At 64.5% G+C, this 18,500-nt stretch carries 20 protein-coding genes and 1 riboswitch; of the genes, 5 read left to right on the forward strand and 15 right to left on the reverse strand.

Translation table 11 applies throughout. From position 1 onward, the window contains the following. Positions 1–3: 3 nt before the first annotated feature. The gene (locus tag CHB87_RS07105; protein ID WP_089407719.1) at positions 4–594 is read left to right on the forward strand and encodes a histidine phosphatase family protein; all 591 of its coding nucleotides are present in this window, start codon (positions 4–6) and stop codon (positions 592–594) included. Positions 595–687: 93 nt separating this feature from the next. Here the strand turns inward: CHB87_RS07105 and CHB87_RS07110 are convergent, their stop codons facing one another. Then, on the reverse strand, positions 688–1,944 hold the full coding sequence (locus tag CHB87_RS07110) for a voltage-gated chloride channel family protein (protein WP_089407720.1): 1,257 nt from the start codon (positions 1,942–1,944) through the stop codon (positions 688–690). 28 nt (positions 1,945–1,972) lie between these two features. After that, a riboswitch (Fluoride riboswitch) is annotated at positions 1,973–2,059 on the reverse strand. Positions 2,060–2,155: 96 nt separating this feature from the next. Between CHB87_RS07110 and CHB87_RS07115 the strand changes: the two genes are divergently transcribed. Beyond that, positions 2,156–3,286 (forward strand): glycoside hydrolase family 5 protein, encoded by a 1,131-nt coding sequence (locus CHB87_RS07115; protein WP_176441640.1) that lies wholly within the window; start codon positions 2,156–2,158, stop codon positions 3,284–3,286. 148 nt (positions 3,287–3,434) lie between these two features. On the opposite strand, the gene CHB87_RS07120 is transcribed toward CHB87_RS07115, so the two are convergent. The 7 genes from CHB87_RS07120 to CHB87_RS07150 form a co-directional block, all read right to left on the reverse strand. Then, the gene (locus CHB87_RS07120; protein ID WP_089407722.1) at positions 3,435–4,127 is read right to left on the reverse strand and encodes an HAD-IA family hydrolase; all 693 of its coding nucleotides are present in this window, start codon (positions 4,125–4,127) and stop codon (positions 3,435–3,437) included. Positions 4,128–4,233: 106 nt separating this feature from the next. Then, the gene (locus tag CHB87_RS07125) at positions 4,234–5,097 is read right to left on the reverse strand and encodes a DUF4097 family beta strand repeat-containing protein (protein ID WP_089407723.1); all 864 of its coding nucleotides are present in this window, start codon (positions 5,095–5,097) and stop codon (positions 4,234–4,236) included. Positions 5,098–5,136: 39 nt separating this feature from the next. Beyond that, positions 5,137–6,336 carry an efflux RND transporter periplasmic adaptor subunit gene (locus CHB87_RS07130; protein ID WP_089407724.1) on the reverse strand — a complete coding sequence of 400 codons (1,200 nt, stop codon included), beginning with the start codon at positions 6,334–6,336 and terminating at the stop codon, positions 5,137–5,139. A gap of 107 nt (positions 6,337–6,443) precedes the next feature. Then, positions 6,444–6,797, reverse strand: a complete 354-nt coding sequence (locus tag CHB87_RS07135; RefSeq protein WP_089407725.1) for a hypothetical protein — start codon at positions 6,795–6,797, stop codon at positions 6,444–6,446. Positions 6,798–6,847: 50 nt separating this feature from the next. Further along, positions 6,848–7,204 carry a hypothetical protein gene (locus CHB87_RS07140; RefSeq protein WP_142988257.1) on the reverse strand — a complete coding sequence of 119 codons (357 nt, stop codon included), beginning with the start codon at positions 7,202–7,204 and terminating at the stop codon, positions 6,848–6,850. Then, on the reverse strand, positions 7,201–8,208 hold the full coding sequence (gene lpxD / locus CHB87_RS07145; RefSeq protein ID WP_089407727.1) for a UDP-3-O-(3-hydroxymyristoyl)glucosamine N-acyltransferase: 1,008 nt from the start codon (positions 8,206–8,208) through the stop codon (positions 7,201–7,203). Before lpxD ends, CHB87_RS07140 begins: the two co-directional genes overlap by 4 nt. An 81-nt stretch (positions 8,209–8,289) precedes the next feature. Then, positions 8,290–8,787, reverse strand: a complete 498-nt coding sequence (locus CHB87_RS07150; protein ID WP_089407728.1) for a DUF6982 domain-containing protein — start codon at positions 8,785–8,787, stop codon at positions 8,290–8,292. A gap of 214 nt (positions 8,788–9,001) precedes the next feature. Here CHB87_RS07150 and CHB87_RS07155 point away from each other — a divergent pair, with 214 nt between their 5' ends. Beyond that, on the forward strand, positions 9,002–10,702 hold the full coding sequence (locus tag CHB87_RS07155) for a tRNA nucleotidyltransferase/poly(A) polymerase family protein (RefSeq protein WP_089407729.1): 1,701 nt from the start codon (positions 9,002–9,004) through the stop codon (positions 10,700–10,702). Between the two features lie 105 nt (positions 10,703–10,807). Beyond that, on the forward strand, positions 10,808–11,398 hold the full coding sequence (locus CHB87_RS07160; protein ID WP_089407730.1) for an NADPH-dependent FMN reductase: 591 nt from the start codon (positions 10,808–10,810) through the stop codon (positions 11,396–11,398). Here CHB87_RS07160 and CHB87_RS07165 read toward each other — a convergent pair. The 4 genes from CHB87_RS07165 to CHB87_RS07180 form a co-directional block, all read right to left on the reverse strand. Then, on the reverse strand, positions 11,395–11,592 hold the full coding sequence (locus CHB87_RS07165) for a hypothetical protein (protein WP_089407731.1): 198 nt from the start codon (positions 11,590–11,592) through the stop codon (positions 11,395–11,397). The two genes, CHB87_RS07160 and CHB87_RS07165, sit on opposite strands and share 4 nt — an antisense overlap. Continuing rightward, positions 11,593–12,366, reverse strand: coding sequence for a cytochrome c oxidase subunit 3 (locus CHB87_RS07170; RefSeq protein ID WP_089407732.1), 774 nt, complete (start codon positions 12,364–12,366; stop codon positions 11,593–11,595). Between the two features lie 69 nt (positions 12,367–12,435). After that, complete coding sequence (locus tag CHB87_RS07175) at positions 12,436–14,190, reverse strand: cytochrome c oxidase subunit I (protein ID WP_089407733.1); 1,755 nt, start codon at positions 14,188–14,190, stop codon at positions 12,436–12,438. Next, complete coding sequence (locus CHB87_RS07180) at positions 14,187–14,924, reverse strand: cupredoxin domain-containing protein (protein ID WP_089407734.1); 738 nt, start codon at positions 14,922–14,924, stop codon at positions 14,187–14,189. The genes CHB87_RS07175 and CHB87_RS07180 overlap by 4 nt, the downstream gene beginning before the upstream one ends. A gap of 87 nt (positions 14,925–15,011) precedes the next feature. On the opposite strand from CHB87_RS07180, the gene CHB87_RS07185 reads away from it, so the two are divergent. Beyond that, positions 15,012–15,374, forward strand: coding sequence for a phage holin family protein (locus CHB87_RS07185; protein WP_089407735.1), 363 nt, complete (start codon positions 15,012–15,014; stop codon positions 15,372–15,374). 63 nt (positions 15,375–15,437) lie between these two features. Here the strand turns inward: CHB87_RS07185 and CHB87_RS07190 are convergent, their stop codons facing one another. The 3 genes from CHB87_RS07190 to CHB87_RS07200 are packed head-to-tail and all read right to left on the reverse strand — an operon-like array spanning position 15,438 to position 18,333. Then, positions 15,438–16,367, reverse strand: coding sequence for a hypothetical protein (locus CHB87_RS07190; RefSeq protein ID WP_089407736.1), 930 nt, complete (start codon positions 16,365–16,367; stop codon positions 15,438–15,440). A gap of 6 nt (positions 16,368–16,373) precedes the next feature. Beyond that, complete coding sequence (pdxT, locus tag CHB87_RS07195; RefSeq protein WP_089407737.1) at positions 16,374–16,961, reverse strand: pyridoxal 5'-phosphate synthase glutaminase subunit PdxT; 588 nt, start codon at positions 16,959–16,961, stop codon at positions 16,374–16,376. 16 nt (positions 16,962–16,977) lie between these two features. Further along, entirely contained in the window at positions 16,978–18,333 is a 1,356-nt protein-coding gene (locus CHB87_RS07200; RefSeq protein WP_089407738.1) for a metal-dependent hydrolase family protein, read from the reverse strand. Positions 18,334–18,500: the final 167 nt, after the last annotated feature.

Raw genomic sequence — 18,500 nt, forward strand, 5'->3', positions numbered from 1 at the left:
GTGATGGGAGTTGAGCTTTGGCTGGTACGGCATGGAGAGACCGAGTGGAGTTTGAGTGGGGCGCACACCAGCCGGACGGATATTTCGCTGACCGACCACGGACGTCAGCGCGCCGTGGAACTGCATGACTACCTCGCAGGCACGACCTTCGCGAAGGTTCTCACCAGCCCCATGCAGCGTGCGCGCGAGACCTGCCAGATCGCCGGCTTCGGCGCCCAGGCTGTGATCGAGAACGGTCTGATGGAGTGGGACTACGGCGAGAGCGAGGGCAAGACCACCAAGGAGATGCGCGCCAAGTACGACGATCCGGACTGGAGCGTCTGGACCCGGCCGATCGTCGGCGGCGAGGCGGTCGAGCATGTGGGCGAGCGCGCGGATGGCGTGATTGCACGCGCGCTCGACGGCGTCGCCGACCACGGCAAGGTCGCGCTCTTTGCCCATGCGCATATTCTGCGGATTCTGGCGGCCCGCTGGATTGGGCTGCCGGCGACCGGCGGTGCGCTGTTCGGTCTGGGGACGGGAAGCGTCAGCGTGCTTGGCTGGGAGCGGGAGACGCGCGTGGTCAGCAAGTGGAACCGCGGGTTCGAGGGGTAGCGAGACAGAAGCGGATTCCCTTCGGGAATGACAAAGGGGCGGAGCGCCTTTGTCATTCTCGCAGGGAATCTGCTTGTCTCCTGGTCAGGCCCGCTATTCCGCCTCTTCCGGCAACACCGCCGTCCGCTGCGTCCGGTAGATCCCCTGCTCGCCGGAGAACAGATAACTCATCACGCAGGCGATCGCGGCAAACACCCCAGCCTCCGTCCCAAACAGCTCCAGCGCCATCAACGTGCTGGCGATCGGCGTATTCGCCGCGCCGGCAAAGACCGCGACAAAGCCCATCGCGGCCAGCAGCGACGGCGCCAGCGGCAGGATCATTGCCAGCGCATTGCCGAGCGTCGAGCCGATGTAGAACAGCGGCGTCACCTCGCCGCCTTTGAAGCCACTGGCGAGCGTGACCGTCGTGAAGAGGAACTTGCCCGCAAAGGTCCACGGCGGCAGGTGCTGGGTGAACGACGCCGAGATGGTCGGAATGCCCAGGCCGATGTACTGCGTCTGGTGACTGAGCAGCACTGCCGCCGCGACCAGGCAGCCGCCCACCAGCGGGCGCAGCGGCGGGAAGGGAATCCGCTTGAAGATCGCGCCCAGCGCATGCGTCGTGCGCGCGAAGGCCATTGCGGCCAGTCCGAAGATCAGCCCCGCCGCGAGCGAGGCGAGAATATGCGCCGGGGTCAAGGTTGCGGCGGCGAGATCCTTCGGGGCGATCGCGTAGAGCGTGTGGTGGACATGCCAGGCCCGCGTCGTCATATCCGCGACAACCGCCGCGGCGAGGCAGGGAAAGATCGCCGCATAGCCGACCGAGCCGATGGTCAGAACCTCCAGCCCAAAGACCGCTCCGGCGAGCGGCGTGCCGAAGACCGAGCCAAAACCCGCGGAGATGCCCGCCGTCAGGAGAATCCTGCGGTCCTGGTCGCTGAACGCCACGCCCAGCTTGCGCAGGACAACGGTGATCTGATCGGCGAGCGAGGCACCGGTCTGCAACGCCGTGCCCTCGCGACCGGCGGAGCCGCCGAAGAGATGCGTCAGCGTCGTGCCGATCAGGATCAGCGGCGTCATGCGCAGTTGCAGCGTGGCGGAGGGCGCGTGGATCTGTTCGAGCAGCAGGTTGTTGCCTGCCTCCACCTGACGACCGAGGTAGTGATACATCAGCCCGACCGAGAGCCCGGCGAGCGGCAGCAGCGCGACGATCCACGGATGCGCTTCACGGGTCTTCGTCGCCCAGTTGAGCGAGACGATCAGGATAGCGGAGGCAGTGCCGGCGAGCATTCCCGCGACGATGGCGATCAGCAGCCAGCGCAGGGTTTGGATCAGGGTTTGGACGATAGGCTTGGCGACGGTCTCGAGCATGGGCTTCCTACGTGGTCCTTTCATGGGCCAAATCGTAGGAGTCATCAGCTTCGTCTTTGGCTCGTTGCCGAAAAACTGGGCGGTTGTGCGGTGGAACCCCATCACCTTGAATTATCTCTTGAGCATAACGGCGACCGACCGGCGCGTCAACGAGCCGCGATGACTAGTAAGGGTGATGGTCCTCATGCATCGCCGATGCGATGATGCTGTCATGCGGAATTGGAAGCGGTACTGTCTGGCGTGGATCCTTGTCCTACTTGCGGGTGTGAGCGCGGCTTCGGCGCAGGTGGGCAACAGTCTTGCCTTTCAACGGGCGCAGCATCTGCGGCGCGGCATCAACCTCAGCATGTGGTACGCGCAGAGCGGCGACTACAGCGACCAGCGCATCGCCAGCTTCACCAACGCCGAAGACTTCAAGCTGATCAAGAGCCTTGGCTTCGATCACGTGCGTTTGAGCATCAACCCGGAGCCGTTGATCGCCGAGCAGGCGAGTTCGGCGCTGCGGCCGGAGGCGATTGCGCGGCTGGATAAGTCGGTCGACGAGATTCAGGCCGCGGGGCTTGCCGTCGTGCTCGACATTCATCCCGAGTACAACTGGAAGGATCAGCTCAAGCAGGGCGACGATCCCGTGGCGCGCTTTTACGCCTTCTGGATGGTCTTCGCCGGGCACTACAGCACGACCGATCCCGACAAGATCTTCTTCGAGATTCTGAATGAGCCGGTGATGGACGACATCTATCGCTGGCAGGGAATTCAGGCCCGCACAGTGATGTTTATCCGCCGCGTGGCGCCGAAGCACACCATCATCGCGACCGCAGCGCAGTGGGGCAACATCGACGGCCTGCTCGCCGGCGAGCCGGTGCGCGACGAGAATGTCATCTACAGCTTCCACGAGTATCAGCCGATGTGGTTCACGCACCAGGGCGCGAACTGGAGCACGCAGAGCTTTGTCTCGCTGCATGGCGTTCCGTATCCCTCCACGGCCGAGAACGTGAATGCGATGAAGTTCGAAGAGGCCGACGAGCGCACGCGACTATTCCTGGAGCGCTACGGCCTCGAACGCTGGGATGCGAAGCGGCTGGGCGCCGAGGTCGCGGCTGTGGCCGAGTGGGCGCAGCGTCGTGGGGTGCCGCTCTACTGCGGCGAGTTTGGCGTCTATAAAAACTTCTCCGACCCGCAGATGCGCGCGACATGGATCAGCGATGTGCGCACGGCGCTGGAGTCGAAGAAGATCGGCTGGGCGATGTGGGACTACCAGACCAGCTTTGGGCTGGTGACGAAGAAGGATGGCGTGACGACGGTCGATCCGGCGGTGGTGGCGGCGTTGGGGTTGAAGCGATAGGCACTATCGTTGCCGTGGTTCTTGCTCTTGTCTTTGCCCCTCTTGTTTGTCATTCCCGAAGGGAATCTGCTTCTGTCTTTGTTTGTTTGCCAGTACAGGCAAACAGCAGATCCTCTTCGAGGGGGACAAACAAGAAAGGCAAAGGCAACTACAAGAGCCCAAGCGCCTTCGGCCACTCGCTTGCGTGATCGACCGACACATCCGGCTTCGCCTCGGCCAGCGTCTGGGGGGAAAACCCAAACGTGCAACCAAGGGATCTTGCCCCGGCGTTGCGCGCCGTGTGGACATCCACGCCGGAGTCGCCGATCATCACCGCATCGGCGGCCTTGACGCCGGCCTCCGCGACCAGCGCCAGGAAGCCTTGCGGGTCGGGCTTCTTCGTCGGGAAGGAGTTGCCGCCGTAGTTCTGAAAGAAAAACCGGTCCAGCCCGAAGTGCGCGCAGATGCCGAGCGACGGGCCGACGGGTTTGTTGGTCAGCACGGCCATCGGCAGCGACGGGTGCGCGGCGTGGATGGCCTCGAGCGACTCGATCGCGCCGGGATAGACGTAGGTAAAGTCCAGCTTATGTATGCGGTAGTAGCCGAGGAAGAACTCGAGCGCCTGCTCGACGAAGGAGTCGTCGTGTGGATCGGGCTGGTCCTCGATCATGTGCGCATGCGCAAGCGCGCGGCGCACGAGCGTGGCAGCGCCGTCGCCGATGTAGCCCGCGACGATGTCGTCCGGCAGGGCAGCCTTGCCGAAGTGTTCAAGCGTGGCGTTGACGCTGTTGCAGAGATCCTTACGGGAGTCGATCAGGGTTCCGTCGAGGTCGAAGACGAGCAGGCGAGGCGTTTGAGACATAGCTTCAATCGTAGACGAAAACTTCACACCGATCCCCACCGATTGAACCGATCCAAAACCTGTTCTTGATCGGTTCAATCGGTGGGATCGGTGTTGAGCCTATGTCTTAGTGAATCTCCACGTCGCCCGAGCCGGTGGCGGCCTTGACGATGACGCCGCCGCCGTTTACGCTGCCGTGGACGTGGTTGCGCGCGATGTTGCCCTGCATGGTGATCGGCTGGGAGAGGTGAATGCGGCCCGAGCCGGTGTCGGCGTCGAGGATGAACTTCGCATCGCTGCCCAGGCCGAGCCGGATGGAGCCGGAGCCGGTGCGCAGGCGCCAGTCGCTCGTGGCGTGGCCTTCGATCTGGATGTCTCCCGAGCCGGTCTGCGCGTTCACGCCGCCGGTGACGCCGTTCAGCCGGATGTTGCCGGAGCCGGTCTGCGCCTTCATGTCGCCGCCGCTTGCGGCCTCCACCTGGATGTCGCCCGATCCGCTCTGCAGCGTCGCCCCGCCATGCAACTGCACGATGCGGATGTTGCCCGAGCCGGTGGAGACGCTGTCGTTCGGACCCGTCTCCTGCACCTGCACATCGCCGGAGCCGGTGGCCGCGTGCAGCACGGTCGAACGCGGCGCCTGAATCTCGTAGTCGACGGAGATATTGCGGAAGAGAGCCTCGTCGTGGTTCTGGTCGAGAATCACGGAGTTGCCGCTCTGGTGGATCGGCGGATTCGCGACGATCTGCTTGATGCGTTGTTCGATATCGCTGGCGCCGCCGCTCATCCAACCGCCATGATTGGCCTTGACCTGCGCGGAGATGTGAATCTGGTTGTCATTGCCTGGCGTGATGTGGATGTTGCCCGAGCCCGTGGAGACGGCGAGGTTGACGCCCTGCGAGACGCTGAGCGTGCGCTCGAAGTGGCCGTCGGCGGCGAAGGCTGTGGTCGCGGTGAGAGCGATCGTAGCGGCAAACAGACGAAGTGTGGTCATGGTCGGTCCTTCCTGATGAGTCAGATGTTTGGGGTTGAACTATTGCTGCAGAATGACGGCGTCGCCGGCCTTCAGACCGTTGAGAATCTCGGTGCGGCTACCGTTGGAGATGCCGGCGGTGACGTCGATCTTGCGGCGTCCGGTCTTCTGCGCAGCGTCGGGCACCTCGACCGAGGCCTTGCGATCCTTGTCGTAGATCACGGCCTGCTCGGGCACGGTGAGGACGTTCTTGTGCTCTTCGAGCAGAATCTCGGCGTTGGCGGTCATGTTGGACTTTAGCTCGCCGCCGGGGTTGTCGATGGAGACGCGGACCTCGAAGGTTGTCACGTTGTCTTTCTCGACGCCGAGCGGCGCGATGCGCGTGACCTTGCCGATGAAGGCCTTGTCGCGGAAGCTCTCGACCTTGATGCGCGCCTGCTGGCCGAGGTAGACCTTGCCGATGTCGGCCTCGTCGACCTTGCCCTGCACGTAGACCTGGTGGATGTCGCCGATGGTCATGACCAGCGTGGCGGTCGAGCCGAGCACGAGGATCGAGCTGACCGCATCGCCTTTTTCCACATCGCGCGAGAGGATGACGCCATCCATCGGCGAAGTGATGGTGGTGTAGGAGAGCTGCTCTTCAAGCTGGTTCAGCGAGGCCTGCGCCTGCGCCGTCTGGGCCAGCGCCTGCTTCAGCTTGGAGTTGTCCACGATGATCTGGGCCAGCGCCTTGTCGCGCGTGTTGGCCGCGGCAAGGTAGGCGCGCTGCGCGTCGTCCAGCGCCTGCGCGGAGACGACGCCCATGCCGGCCATGTCGCGCGCCCGCTCGTAGGTGTGCTTGTACATGGGCAGGTCGGGGGCCTCGGCGTTCACCTTGTCCAGCTCGACGGCGGAGGCGGCGGCGCTGGCGTTCGACTGGGCCGCCTGCAGCGTGGCCTTCTGCGCGGCGACCTGGTCGAGAATCTCCTGCTGGTCGAGCTGCGCGAGCACCTGACCCTTGGTCACGACGGCGTTGATGTCCGTATCCAGCCGGGTGACGATGCCCGAGGCCTTCGACTTCACCTCGACCTTGGTGATGGGCTGCACCTTGCCGGTGGCGACGACGGAGCTGGCGATATCGCCCAGCTCGGCCTTGCCTAACTGCGAGGGGTCGATCTTGCCCTTGTTGCCATGCGCGGCGACCGCGAAGCCCAGCACCACGACGGCAACGCCGATGCTCGAGAAGATCCAGATTTTACGATTCGATTTCTTGGCTGCCAAGGCGCCGCTCCCGGTACGAAGTTTCGTCCTGAGAGGCTATACGCAGGCGGTTGCCGTTTGGTTCCGCGTCTTTTTGTTTGTCATTGCCGAAGGGAACCTGCTTCGCCTTACTTGCGATTCACCAGCTTCAAATCCCATGCAGGATCGCCCGCTGAGATCGTAATCCCCAGCGCGCCTTCATCGCCCTCGTTGAGATGCGGCCCGGCGGCGTGGTGGTCGGTATGCGCGGCGTCGGTGTAGAGCAGCTTCAGCTCGCCCGAGCCCAGAACTTTGAAGCGATAGTGGAAGTCCGCGCCTGGCGCGAGGGTCTGGGTGCCGAAGCTAGCGCTGGGGTAGTCCACCTCGACCACCGAGAGCGGCTGGCTGGTGTGGTTCGAGATCGTCGCCGCGATATAGGCCGAGTGGCAGCCGGTAGTCAGAGCCAGGCACAGGCTGAGCCCGGCGAAAGAGAAGAGACGCATGAGCTTCAGGATAACAGCGCGCGGCGCATCAACTACCTACGCCCGATCAATCATTCGACCTTCAGGCTGGCAAGAGAGGGGAGCCCAAACGGCTGCTCGTGTCCGGCAAGGGAGTAAATTTCCAATTCGGACAGGACACCCTGGCCTGCAAAAAGGATCAGGCCAACGTCCATTCCATCCACGGAGCCGATGAAGTCCCTCTTGAAGTCGGCAGGGATCTCGACCATCGGGGAGTCAACCGGGAAGTTGAAGCTCATACTGGGGCAACCGCATTTACAACTGCTCTTGACCGTCACCTTGGAGAGCAATGGAATGAATGCCTTCGCTTCAGGGACATTATGCTCAAGAAGCCACGTCACTAACAGCGTCTCTTCGCGGGTCATTGGGCGGCAGGTTTCGTCACTCACGATGTCTCACCAGCGCGCAGCTTGCGCATCAGCTCCGGCAGTCGGTTGAAGATCGCGACCGACCGCAGCCACTGCCGGTTGTCCATCGCGGGGTAGCCGCTGACCACCTTGCCCGGCGCGACGTCGTTGGGGATGCCGCTTTGCGCCGTCGCGATGGCGCCGTCGCCGACGGTGCAATGGCCCGCCACGCCGACCTGTCCGGCGAGGATGACGTTCTTGCCGACCGTGGTCGACCCCGCCAGTCCGACCTGCGCGCAGAGCAGCGTGTTCTGCCCGACGGCTGACCCGTGCCCGACCTGGACGAGATTGTCGACCTTCGCGCCGCGCATCACGCGCGTCTCGCCGATGGAGGCGCGGTCGATGCAGGCGTTGGCTTGAATCTCCACCGCGTCTTCGAGCACGGCTGGGCCGGACTGCAGAATCTTGTACCAGTCGCCGTTTGCCTGCTTGGCGAAGCCGAAGCCATCCGCGCCGACGATGGCGCCGTTCTGCAGCACGACGTCGTCTCCGAGCATGCAGTGCTCGCGGACGACCGCGTGCGCATGCGCGAAGAACCGGTCGCCGATGCGGACGTGCGGGTAGATGACGACATGCGGCAGGATGACGGCGTCATCGCCGATCACGCAGCCGTCCTCGATCACGGCGTAGGCGCCGATGTGTGCGCGAACTCCCACGTTCGCAGTCGGAGAGATCACAGCCGTGGGATGGACGCCGGGCGCGTAGGCCGGCGGCTGGTAGAAGAGCTCGATCGCCTTCGCAAAGGCCAGGTACGGGTTCCGAATGCGCAGCGTGGCGGTCGCAATCTCGGGAAAGCCGGGTTCGACCAGCACGGCCGAGGCCTGCGTCGTCCGGGCCAGCGCGGCGTACTTCTGGTTGGCGACGAAGGTGATCTGACCGGGCTGCGCCTGTTCGATGCCGGTGACGCCGGTGATGTCGACTTCGGGATCGGTCGTGCCGGGTTGCAGCGTTGCGCCGAGAGTCTGGGCCAGCTCGGAGAGTGTCATAGAGGCGATTGTAGTGGAGGGCGGGCAGGGTGGAACAACGGCAAGCGCAAGAGCAGATTCCCTGCGGAATGACAGACAAATTTATGCGAAGAGGTCGTCCTGCAGGTCGTCCGCGGGCTGCGCGGGCTTGGGCTTTGAGGGCGTCGTCACCACGGCGAGCAACTTCAGCTCCGCAATCGCCGTCCTTGGAAGGAACACGCGCTGGGTATTCGCGCGCGTGTCGGGAGGCGTGAGATACAGACCGCGATCCTCAATCAGCGCGTCGAGCAGGGATGTGTCCGAGGCAGCGAGACCTTCGAGCGGCTCCGCGCCATGAAGCGTTACACGCAACCACAGTCCCTCGGTCCTTGGGCGCGCAAGGAAGGTCCGGCGGACAAGGCGCTCGGGGCCGACCGTATCCGTCAGGTTGAAATCGCGCACGTAGCAGATGGACCGGATGCCAGCGAGCGGGAACGACGCGATGCGGCCATCGAGATCGAGCAGGTCGACCGTCTCGCGCTGCACGATGCCGGACGGCTCCAGATAGCCTGGGTGGAGCGTATCGTTGACGGTTCGGAGGATGACTTTCTTGCGGGACATCGAGTCCACCCCATGCGGATTGTTGCACGGCCGTAGGAAAACATGCCCCATAAAGCTGTCCGTGGGGTAGTCATTTGGTCAACGTTGTGGTACAGTGAGGCTTTGCGCCGGGCTTGATTTGTCAAGCTAAGCAGTTGATTCAAAGAGAGTTATGTTGCCGGTATAGCCGGGATTCGGCGCCTGGCGGGATCGATCTGGAGAGTACGCAGCCGATATGGCCGATTATATTTACCTGCTGGAACATCGTCTTTCGCCCGCTCAAAAAACAGCTTTGGAGACTGTTCGCGAACTCGCGCGCTCCAAGGGCTACACCGTATTTCTGGTGGGCGGAGCAGTACGTGATCTGACGAGCGGGTCGCCGGTGCGCGACCTGGACGTCGCGATTCAGGGAAACGCGCTGAAACTGAAGAAGGATCTGGCCGCGGCAGGCGCCGTCATCTCGGGTGAGATCGACGCCGCGCAGGCCCTGTTCGTCCGCTTCGCGGGCGGCGTGCGCATGGAGATCTCGAGCACGTTGAACGTGACTTGGCCGAAGCCGGGCAAGCCGGTGGCCAAGCCCGGCACGATCCTCGAAGACCTGCGCCGCCGCGACTTCACCGCGAACGCGATGGCGCTGTCGTTGAACATTGGCTCGTACGGCCTGCTGATGGATCCGACCAACGGCGTCGCCGACATCGAGAACCGGCAGTTGCGGCTGGTCAGCAACTACGGCTTCATCGAAGACCCGGTGCGCATGGTGCGCGCGGCCCGGCTGATGGCGCGCCTTGGCTGGACGATGGAGGAGAAGACCCAGACCCGGTACGACAATGGCCGGACCGAGGGTTACATCTCCGCCATGCAGGAGATTCAGCGCGGTTACGAGCTTGAGGAGATCGTCCACGAGGAAGATCCGCTGCGCGTGCTGCGCGGCCTCGAGACCGAGGGCTGGATGAAGTTCCTGGCGCCGTTCTGGAACTCCACCAAGGTCAATACCGTGGAGCTGGACAAACTGCGCGAGACGCTGGCGCAGTTGCAGATTCAGGGCGTTCAGCCCGACCCCGCGTCGGCGTACTTTCCGCTGCTGACCGCGAAGCTGCTGCCGAAGGAGGTCGAGTCGATCAAGAAGTCCTTCGTCCGGACCGGCTTCGCGACCGAGATCGACACACTCGAGGCCGAGGCAAAGGAGTTCGCGACGCAGTTGACGGGCAAGGCGGTTGCGACGCCGTCGCAGGCCTGGAAGCTGATCACATCGGCCAATCCGGAGGCTGTGCTGTGGGTCGCGTACTCCAGCAAGAGCGCCGCGGCGCAGGCGAAGTTCAAGAGCTTCTTCGGCGAATGGCCGGCTGTGCGGCAGAAGATTCCCTACTCGTTGATGCAGGAGATGCGCATCACGCCGGAGCTGCCGGAGTACGCCGAGCTGGTGGAAAAGCTCTTCTTCGAGCTGATGGATGGGCGCCTGGGCACGGTCGAGGAGCTGAAGGCGTTCCTCGAGCCCTATTCTCCGCCCGCGCCGCCGCCGCCGGTCAGCATGCGCCGCGTGCGCGCGTCCAAGAAGGATGCGAAGGCCAAGGGTCGCGGACGCAAGGCTGCCGCAAAGCTCGATGACGGAGACGACGATCTGGACGATGACGATGTCGATCTGGACGACGATGACGATGACGACGACGAGGTGATCGACCTGCCGCCGATCGACGATGAGGAGATTCCGGGGCTCGACGACGATGCCGCGGACGAGTCGGACTCCGACGACGACGCGGATGTGGATTCCGATTCTGACGCCGATGCGGGCGATCTGGAAGATGGACCGGCGCCGGCAAAGGCGGCCAAGAAGACGGCGGCGAAGAAATCCGCAGCGAAGGCTGAGCCGGTTGCGAAGGCTGCTCCGGTGAAGACTGCCGCGAAGAAGGCGGTCAAGGCGGCAAAGGTTAAGAAATAGTATTGACCTACTGAAAAAGAAAGAGCCTGTCCATGCGGACAGGCTCTTTCTTTGCTCCACCCGATCGTGTCTCCCTGCATCCTAGCTGCAAGGAGGAAGACGATCATGGTGGTTGCGGTTTTGCAGGGTTCGGAACGCAGTGAGCGCATGGGAGATCGTGCGGCGAAGTGGGTGATCGCCCAACTGGAGGCGCGCGGGCACGAGGCCGTACTGGTGGACGCGGGCGCGCTCGATCTGCCGATCCTGAACAAGATGTGGAAGGAGTTGAAGGGGTCGGATGCGAAGGAAGATGCCGCGCTAAAGGCGAAGCTGCAGCCTCTGGCCGAACTCTACGCGCGGGCCGACGGCTTCGCGGTCGTCAGCGGAGAGTATAACCACAGCGTGCCGCCAGGGCTGACGAACCTGATCGACTACTTCCTGCAGGAGTACTTCTTTCGGCCATCGGCGATCGTCTGCTACTCGACGACGCCATTTGGCGGGGTGCGCGCCGCAATGCAGTTGCGGACCCTGCTGCCGGAGGTCGGTCTGCCGACGATCCCGTCGTTGCAGCCCATTGCTTCGATTGGCGCGTCGCTGAGCGAAGAGGGTGTGGCGCTGACGCAGGATCTGGCGGAGAAGTCAGGGAAGTTCTTCGACGAGTTCGACTGGTACATGAAGGCGTTCAAGCTGGGACGCGCCGCGGGCGTGCCCTACTAGCGATATCGGCGGATGAGCAGGACGGAGGCGGCAAAGAGGCCTCCGCCCGTGCTCATCAGCAGCAGAATCGCGTGGCGGTAGGCGGCCTGGGTTTGGTGAGGGGTGCTGGCGAGGTTGTCGCGGCACTGGCTGCAACCCTGTGCGCCGGCGGCGTGGCTCGCGGCCAGCAAAAGCAGAATGCAGAGGGTTCGCATCTACTGAAAACAGGTCAGCAACGAGAAGAGAAAGAGCCAGAAGACGCCCATGGAGTGCCAGTACCATGCGGCGCAGTCCACGATGATCTGCCGGGTTGCGATCGAGCGTGAGAGGTAAAGTCCAGCCAGCGCGGCGATGAGCGCGGCGACGCCAAGCACCAGATGGGCGCCGTGGATGCCGGTAATCAGAAAGAAGAAGTGGCTGCTCGGGTTCGAAGCCATGAAGACATGCTGCAGATGCAGTTGTCTCCATGCCACCCACTGTCCGACGAGGAAGAGCACGCCGAGGATTGCGGTGACGGCTATCCAGGGCATCGCGCTTTTGGTTGTGGGATTGCCGAGGCCGAGCCACTCCTCCATGACATCGATCTCGCGGAACATGCGGCGGCGTCCGATCTCCATCGTGATGGAGCTGACGACGATGACAGCCGTGTTGAGCCAGAGGATCGGCGGGATGACGGTGGGCAGCCACTCGTTGATGTAGCGTGCGTTGGCGTCGAAGTGGCCGCTCGACTGTGTGACGAAGAAGCAGCTCACGATGGCGACGAAGAACATCAGGTCGCCGGCGAGCGCGAAGAAGATACCCAGCCGGTAGCGGTCGAGCCGCTCGCGAGGTCCGCGCCGCCCCTGCGGACGGTCGTTCCAGTTGTCCCCATCGCCCCCGCCGCCGGTGCGCTTGTCGGTCGGCGGACGCTTGCCGCCGCCGTGGTCGCCATCCTCTGGATTGCGCCGCCGGGTACGATCGGTATCGAGTGGGGTGATGGTTGCCGGCATTGCTTCAAATCCTTCCGGGCTGACGAGAAGCCCAACGCAGACCTCGACGCAGAAGTGCTTCAGCCCAGCTTACTCCGGTTTTCGCTCTGGAACCCACTGCGGCAGAAAAACCTCTCCGCCCGATTCGTTTCCGGAGTGCTGGATATAGATGCAGGGTGCGCGATAGACCGCAATCCACTCATTGGATGCAGGCCGATGCCACTCCGATGTGGTCGCCTCCCACGGATTTTCGCCCGCCAACTCGCCGCGGCGCCAACTGACGAGCAGGTTGACCACGAAGAGCATCTGCGCGGAGATGAGGAAGATCGCCGAGTAGGTGATGTGACGCTGCATCCCCATCGCGCCGTCGATCAGGTGCTGGGCAGCGGCGTTCGGGATGCCGATGAACTGGGCGTAGTGGCGCGGTTCACCGGCCAGTCCGGCGATGTGCATGGGAAGGAAGGTCGCGTAGGCGCCGAGGAAGGTCGTCCAGAAGTGCCACTTGCCCAGCGTCTCCGAGAGCAGGCGGCCGTTCGGCATGCTGGCGGTCCGAGTCAGGATCGGGAACCAGTAGTAGGTCGCCGCGTACAGGCCGAAGATGCCGGCCATGGCCATGATGAGGTGGAAGTGGGCGACGACGAAGTAGGTGTTGTGCAGGTACTGGTCGAGGATCGGCTGTGCGAGAATCGGCCCGGTCAGGCCGCCGGCGACGAACAGCGAGACGAATCCCAGCGCGAAGAGCATGGGCGTGGGGTAGCTGGGGCGGGAGCGCCAGACGGTTGCCAGCCAACTGATGACCTTCGCCGCCGACGGCAGCGCGATCGCCATGGTGGAGATCGCGAAGGCCGAGCCGACGAAGGGGTTCAGTCCTGCGACAAACATGTGGTGTCCCCAGACGAGGATGCCCAGCAGACCGATGAGCAGCGTCGTGACGATCATCGTCCGGTAGGCGAAGACGCGGCGGCGCGCGAAGTTCGCGAGGATCATCGAGGTCAGCCCCATGCCGGGCAGGATGGCGATGTAGACCTCGGGGTGTCCGAAGAACCAGAAGAGATGCAGCCAGAGCAGCGGGCTGCCGTTGCCGCCGGTGTGGAGCGTACCGTTCACGAGGTCGCCCGTGGGCAGGAAGAAGCTCGTTCCGGCGTGGCGGTCGCAGAAGAGCAGCATCAGCGCGGCGAGCAGCACGGAGAAGGCAATCAGCGAGAGCAGCGCCGCCGTAAACCAGGCCCAGACGGTCAGGGGCATCCGCTCCCAGGTCATGCCGTCGCAGCGTTTGGCGACGATGGTCGCGAGGGTATTGACCGCGCCGAAGAGACTGCCGACGCCGAAGATCGCGATGCTCGCGAGCCACAGGTCCAGGCCGAGCCCTTGTCCCGGGCCGGCGCTGGCGATGGCCGAGAGCGGCGGATAGGCCGTCCAGCCGGAGATGGCCGCGCCGCCTTCGACGAAGCTCGACGCCAGCAGGACGATGAGCGCAGCGACGGTGGTCCACAGGCCGAGCGCGTTCAGCACGGGGAAGGCCATCTCCCGCGCGCCGATCTGCGACGGCAGGATGAGATTGCCGAAGCCGGACTGCGGCGCCGTCGTCAGGACGAAGAAGAGCATCAGTGTGCCGTGGAGGGTCACCAGCGCGAGATACTCTTCGGGCGTTACCGGTCCGTGGAGCGGAATGAGGCGGTCCGGCCAGACCAGATGCACGCGCATGACCAGCGACATCAGCGTCCCAGCCACGACGGCGACGAAGGCCAGCGCGAGGTAGCCGAGGCCGATCGCATGGTGGTCGGTCGTAAAGACGCGGCGCAACAGGGAGCGTGGGACGGCGCGAGACTCGGCGGAGGGAGTCATGGCTGGCCTCCGGACCTTTCCTTGAGCCATGCTGCGTACTCCGCTGGCGTGACGACGCGCAGGTTGGCGGACATGCGGTAGTGGCCGAGTCCGCAGAGCTGGGTGCAGAGGATCGGGTAGGTTCCCGGCTCGGTGGGGGTGAAGTGCAGGTGAATCGTCTGGCCGGGGACGGCGTTCTGCTTCACGCGCATGCCGGGGATGAAGAAGCCGTGGATGACGTCCTGTGCCTGCAGCCGGAGGTCGACCATGCGACCGGCGGGTAGTACGAGCTCCGAGGCGACGATGTCGTCCGTGCCGGCCTGATCGGCGGGGTCGATGCCGAGCGGGTTGCCGGCGCCGGGTTCGACGAGCTGCGGACGCGTACGGCCGAAGGTCGCGTCCGTGCCGGGGTAGCGGAAGTACCACGCGAACTGCATCCCGGTGACCTCGACCTGCAGGGCCGAAGGATCGGCGCCGGTGTACCGCGAGGCGGCCCATAGGCGCTCCGACCGGATGGTCAGGAAGGCAAAGAGCAGGGCGAGCGCGGCGACGGGCAGATATTCGACCAGCGTGGTGCGGCGGGCCGCGGTCGTCCGGCGGAGCAGCATTCCGGTGAGCAGAATCAGGTGCGCCAACACGAAAAGCGCGGCGGCGAGCCAGAGGTTGAGGATCAGGTGCCGGTCGAGCGCGGGGCCGTGCGCGGCGCCGTCGACCGGTAGATACCACGGCAGTGCGGCAACCGGATTGGAATACAAAAGCACATTCCAAGCATAGCGCGGCGGGGCAGGTATGCTGGTGGTGCAGACCGCGAGAACGACGCTGCGGTTGAGAGGAGAGTATTCATGGTTCGTGTTCTGCTGCACTGGGTGTTGAATGCGATTGCGCTGTTGGTGGTCTCGCACTTCGTGGCGGGCTTCGTCGTCTCGAACTTCGTCTCCGCGCTGATCGCCGTGCTGGTGATCGGTCTGCTGAACGCAACCTTCGGTCTGATGCTGAAGCTCATCACGCTGCCGCTGGGAATCGTGACCTTCGGCCTGTTCTTCCTCGTCATCAACGCGATCATCCTGAAGTTTTCGAGCGTCTTCGTGCCGGGCTTCTCGGTCATGACCTTCGCAGCGGCGTTCTGGGGAGCGGTGGCGCTGGGCGTCATTCACGTACTGATCGGGCTCTTCCGCGATTCGAAACCTACTCCCGTCCGGGACTGACCGGTCGATGCCAGGCAGGGTGGCCCATGTCTCGATGGAGAGACATGGGTTCTCCAGGATGGCCTATCGAGCTGGCGGGGCGGCGGGCTTCTCGGCGGTATCCCCCGCCGGCTTCTCACCCGTGTCGTAGACCGGGCACGGCGTCGTCATGTGTGGCGCGGTCCAGCAGGGTGCGATGGACTTTGCCGCCGTCACCACCTGCAGGTTTTCGGACTCGTTTTGCGCCAACTGACCTACGCGGGCGCGGGTGTCGCTGAAGGATTCCGCCGGCAGGTCGAGCTGCGGCAGCGACAAGATGACGCGGGCGCGCAGGCTGTTGTCGTCCGAGTCCATCCAGGCGACGAGCGTGGCGTTGACTGCCTGGCTTTGGTTGGGCTGTGTGGCGATGGCGTCGACCAGGTTCGAACGCGAGTCGGAGGTCTGGTCCGAGCGCCGCAGATAGCGCGAGACGGCCGCGGCCGTCTCGGCCGAGATTGGCCCGAGGCTCAACAGATCCTCGACCACGTTCAGGCCAATGGGGCTGATGGCGTCATCGCGCTTCAGGTAGGCGAGCAGCGGCGGAAAGACCGTTGCAGGCGGATTCGAGCCGAAGCCACCGAGGACGATCGCGGTCAGCAGGCGGTTCTGCGTGTTCTCTTCGGTCAGATGCGGCGCAATCTTCGGCACGGCGGGGGCGAGCGCGCTGGCGACTCCACCCTTATAGACGGGATTCACGTCTCCGCTGCGAAAGCTCTGAAGCGTCAGCAGCGCGTATTGGCGCACCTGCACGTCGGGGTTGTCGACCGCTTTCAGGATGAGCGGCATCGCATCGGCGATGCTGGCGGCGTCGGGGACGGGCTGCGAAGGATCGGCGGTGGCGGCCATGTCCTCGGGCGTGGGGGAGTGGCCCGTCTCCGCGCGGTGCAGCACCTCGGTGAAGCGCTGCGTGAGCGTCGTCTGCGCGTGCGCGGCGGTGGAGGCGAGAACGAGGGCGGCGGCGAGGAGCTTTTTCATTTGGTCCTATTCGTTCTTTTTTTGACGAACCAGATCGAGAAAAAGCTGGTGGACGCGGGTGTCGTGGCCGAGCTCCGGGTGGAAGGTCGCGGCGAGCAGATGGCCTGCGCGGACCAGCGTCGGGTCGCCGTCGCGGGTGGCCAGCACCTCGAGCCCTGCACCGGCGCGGGAGATGCGTGGCGCGCGGATGAAGACCATCTCGAGCGGCCCGCCGGGCAGGGCAGACGGCTCATGCAGGATCTTCGAGTCGTTCTGGCGACCGTAGGCGTTGCGCTCGACCGTCATGTCCAGCGCGGCGAAGGAGCGCTGCGTGGAGTTGGCGACGTCGCTCGCCAGCAGGATGGCCCCCGCGCAGGTGCCGAAGGTCGGGGTCGTGTGGACGAAGGCTTCGAGCGCCTCGTAGAAGCCGTCGCGCTCGAGCGACTTCAACATCGTCGTCGATTCGCCGCCAGGGATGATGAGGCCGTCGAGCCCGTCGAGTTCGGCGGGCAGGCGGATGAGCTTTGGCGTCGCGCCGAGCGATGCCAGCACCCTGGCGTGTGCGTCGTACGCGCCCTGCAGGGCCAGGACGCCGATCGTGAGAGGTTCGGACATGTCTCTATTATGACGGCTAGAAGTCCAGCTCGCCGCCGGGCTCGCCGGAGGGCGGAGGCTGCGGCACGGAGACGCCGTCGCGCTTGTAGACCTTGCCGCCCTTCATCACCCAGTCGACGTGCTCCATGACGGTGATGTCGGCCAGCGGGTCGCCCTTGACGGCGATGAGGTCGGCGTAGCGGCCGGGCTGGATCGAACCCGCCGAATCCGAGACGCCAAGCAGGTCTGCCGCGTTGTGCGTCGCGGTCATGATGGCGTCGGCCGCCGGCATGCCCGCGCCAACCATCAGGGTGAACTCATGCGCGTTCACACCGGAAGACGTATCGGTTCCGAAGGCGATCTTGACGCCCGCCCGGTAAGCGCCGATGAACATCGTCTTCATCAGCGGCGTCACTTCGAGCGCCTTCTGTGCGCTGGACGGGTTCAGCCGCTCGGGATGATTGCGCGCCATCTCGTTCACCTGTTCCGCGACGAGGAGCGTGGGAACGAGGTACGTCCCGTGCGCGACATAGAGCTTGAAGGACTCGGCATCGGCGTACGTTCCGTGCTCGATCGAGTCCACGCCGAGCTTGATGGCGCTGTCGATCGCCGCCTTGCCGTGCGCGTGCGCGGCGACCTTCATGCCGAGCGAGTGCGCGGTATCGATGACGGCCTTGATCTCATCGTTGGTCATCAACTGCGCCCTGGGGTCGTCGCCGATGGAGAGAACGCCGCCCGAGGGCATGATCTTGATGAGGTCGGCGCCGCGCCGCCGGTGTTCGCGCACCTGCTTCATGGCGTCAACGGGCCCGTCGATGACGCTGCCGCCGGCTGCGCTGTCGGTCCAGGTAGGGTCGATGCCGTTGCGCGGATCGCTGTGGCCGCCGGTGGGTCCGAGAGGTTCGAGCGAGACCAGGATGCGCGGGCCGATCGCCCAGCCGCGGTCGATGGAGCGCTTCAGCGAGAGGTCCAGCCCACCGCCCGAACCCATGTTGCGTACGGTGGTAAAGCCCTCTTCGAGCAGCTTGCGCGCCATCAGCGTGGAACCCATGGCCTCTTCCATCGGGCTGATGGTCAGCCGGGCCTGGAAGACATTCATGCCGGCCTGCGGCGCGCCCATGTGCTTGTGGGCGTCGATCAGGCCGGGCAGCAGCGTGGCCGAGCCGAGGTCGATGACCTCCGCGCCGGGATGCTCGACCGTCCCCGGCTCGACCGAGGCGATGCGGCCGTCGAGGAGCGTCACCGTTACCGGTCCCTGCATGGCCTTCGAGACGCCGTCGAGCATGTGCGCGGCGCGGACGACGGTGATCTTTTGTGGCTTGGTTGGAGCCTGAGCGAAGACCGCGGTCGATCCGGCGGAGACGAGGAACAGGGCGGCGACGAACGTACGCATGGCGCTCCAAACAGGGGTAAGATATGTTCCTGCAAGTGTAGCGCAGTTCGAATGCGTGGCTTTGGGTGCGGGAATCGTGCAAGCCTCCGCGATCGCAAAGCAAAATGCTCCCGGGAGGTCCCGAGAGCATTTGCGTTTGCGTGAAGCGCTTCCGCCCGTGCGGCGAG

Origin of the sequence: Granulicella rosea (assembly GCF_900188085.1) — a bacterium.
GTDB classification, from domain to species: Bacteria; Acidobacteriota; Terriglobia; order Terriglobales; family Acidobacteriaceae; genus Edaphobacter; species Edaphobacter rosea.

Coding starts and splice junctions, on each gene's coding strand:
- pdxT (WP_089407737.1), bottom strand. CDS start 16,961: ATGTCCGAACCTCTCACGATCGGCGTCCTGGCCCTGCAGGGCGCGTAC.
- CHB87_RS07175 (WP_089407733.1), bottom strand. CDS start 14,190: ATGACTCCCTCCGCCGAGTCTCGCGCCGTCCCACGCTCCCTGTTGCGC.
- CHB87_RS07165 (WP_089407731.1), bottom strand. CDS start 11,592: ATGCGAACCCTCTGCATTCTGCTTTTGCTGGCCGCGAGCCACGCCGCC.
- CHB87_RS07120 (WP_089407722.1), bottom strand. CDS start 4,127: ATGTCTCAAACGCCTCGCCTGCTCGTCTTCGACCTCGACGGAACCCTG.
- lpxD (WP_089407727.1), bottom strand. CDS start 8,208: ATGACACTCTCCGAGCTGGCCCAGACTCTCGGCGCAACGCTGCAACCC.
- CHB87_RS07160 (WP_089407730.1), top strand. CDS start 10,808: ATGGTGGTTGCGGTTTTGCAGGGTTCGGAACGCAGTGAGCGCATGGGA.
- CHB87_RS07105 (WP_089407719.1), top strand. CDS start 4: ATGGGAGTTGAGCTTTGGCTGGTACGGCATGGAGAGACCGAGTGGAGT.
- CHB87_RS07125 (WP_089407723.1), bottom strand. CDS start 5,097: ATGACCACACTTCGTCTGTTTGCCGCTACGATCGCTCTCACCGCGACC.
- CHB87_RS07115 (WP_176441640.1), top strand. CDS start 2,156: ATGCGGAATTGGAAGCGGTACTGTCTGGCGTGGATCCTTGTCCTACTT.
- CHB87_RS07135 (WP_089407725.1), bottom strand. CDS start 6,797: ATGCGTCTCTTCTCTTTCGCCGGGCTCAGCCTGTGCCTGGCTCTGACT.
- CHB87_RS07170 (WP_089407732.1), bottom strand. CDS start 12,366: ATGCCGGCAACCATCACCCCACTCGATACCGATCGTACCCGGCGGCGC.
- CHB87_RS07200 (WP_089407738.1), bottom strand. CDS start 18,333: ATGCGTACGTTCGTCGCCGCCCTGTTCCTCGTCTCCGCCGGATCGACC.
- CHB87_RS07150 (WP_089407728.1), bottom strand. CDS start 8,787: ATGTCCCGCAAGAAAGTCATCCTCCGAACCGTCAACGATACGCTCCAC.
- CHB87_RS07190 (WP_089407736.1), bottom strand. CDS start 16,367: ATGAAAAAGCTCCTCGCCGCCGCCCTCGTTCTCGCCTCCACCGCCGCG.
- CHB87_RS07185 (WP_089407735.1), top strand. CDS start 15,012: ATGGTTCGTGTTCTGCTGCACTGGGTGTTGAATGCGATTGCGCTGTTG.
- CHB87_RS07110 (WP_089407720.1), bottom strand. CDS start 1,944: ATGCTCGAGACCGTCGCCAAGCCTATCGTCCAAACCCTGATCCAAACC.
- CHB87_RS07155 (WP_089407729.1), top strand. CDS start 9,002: ATGGCCGATTATATTTACCTGCTGGAACATCGTCTTTCGCCCGCTCAA.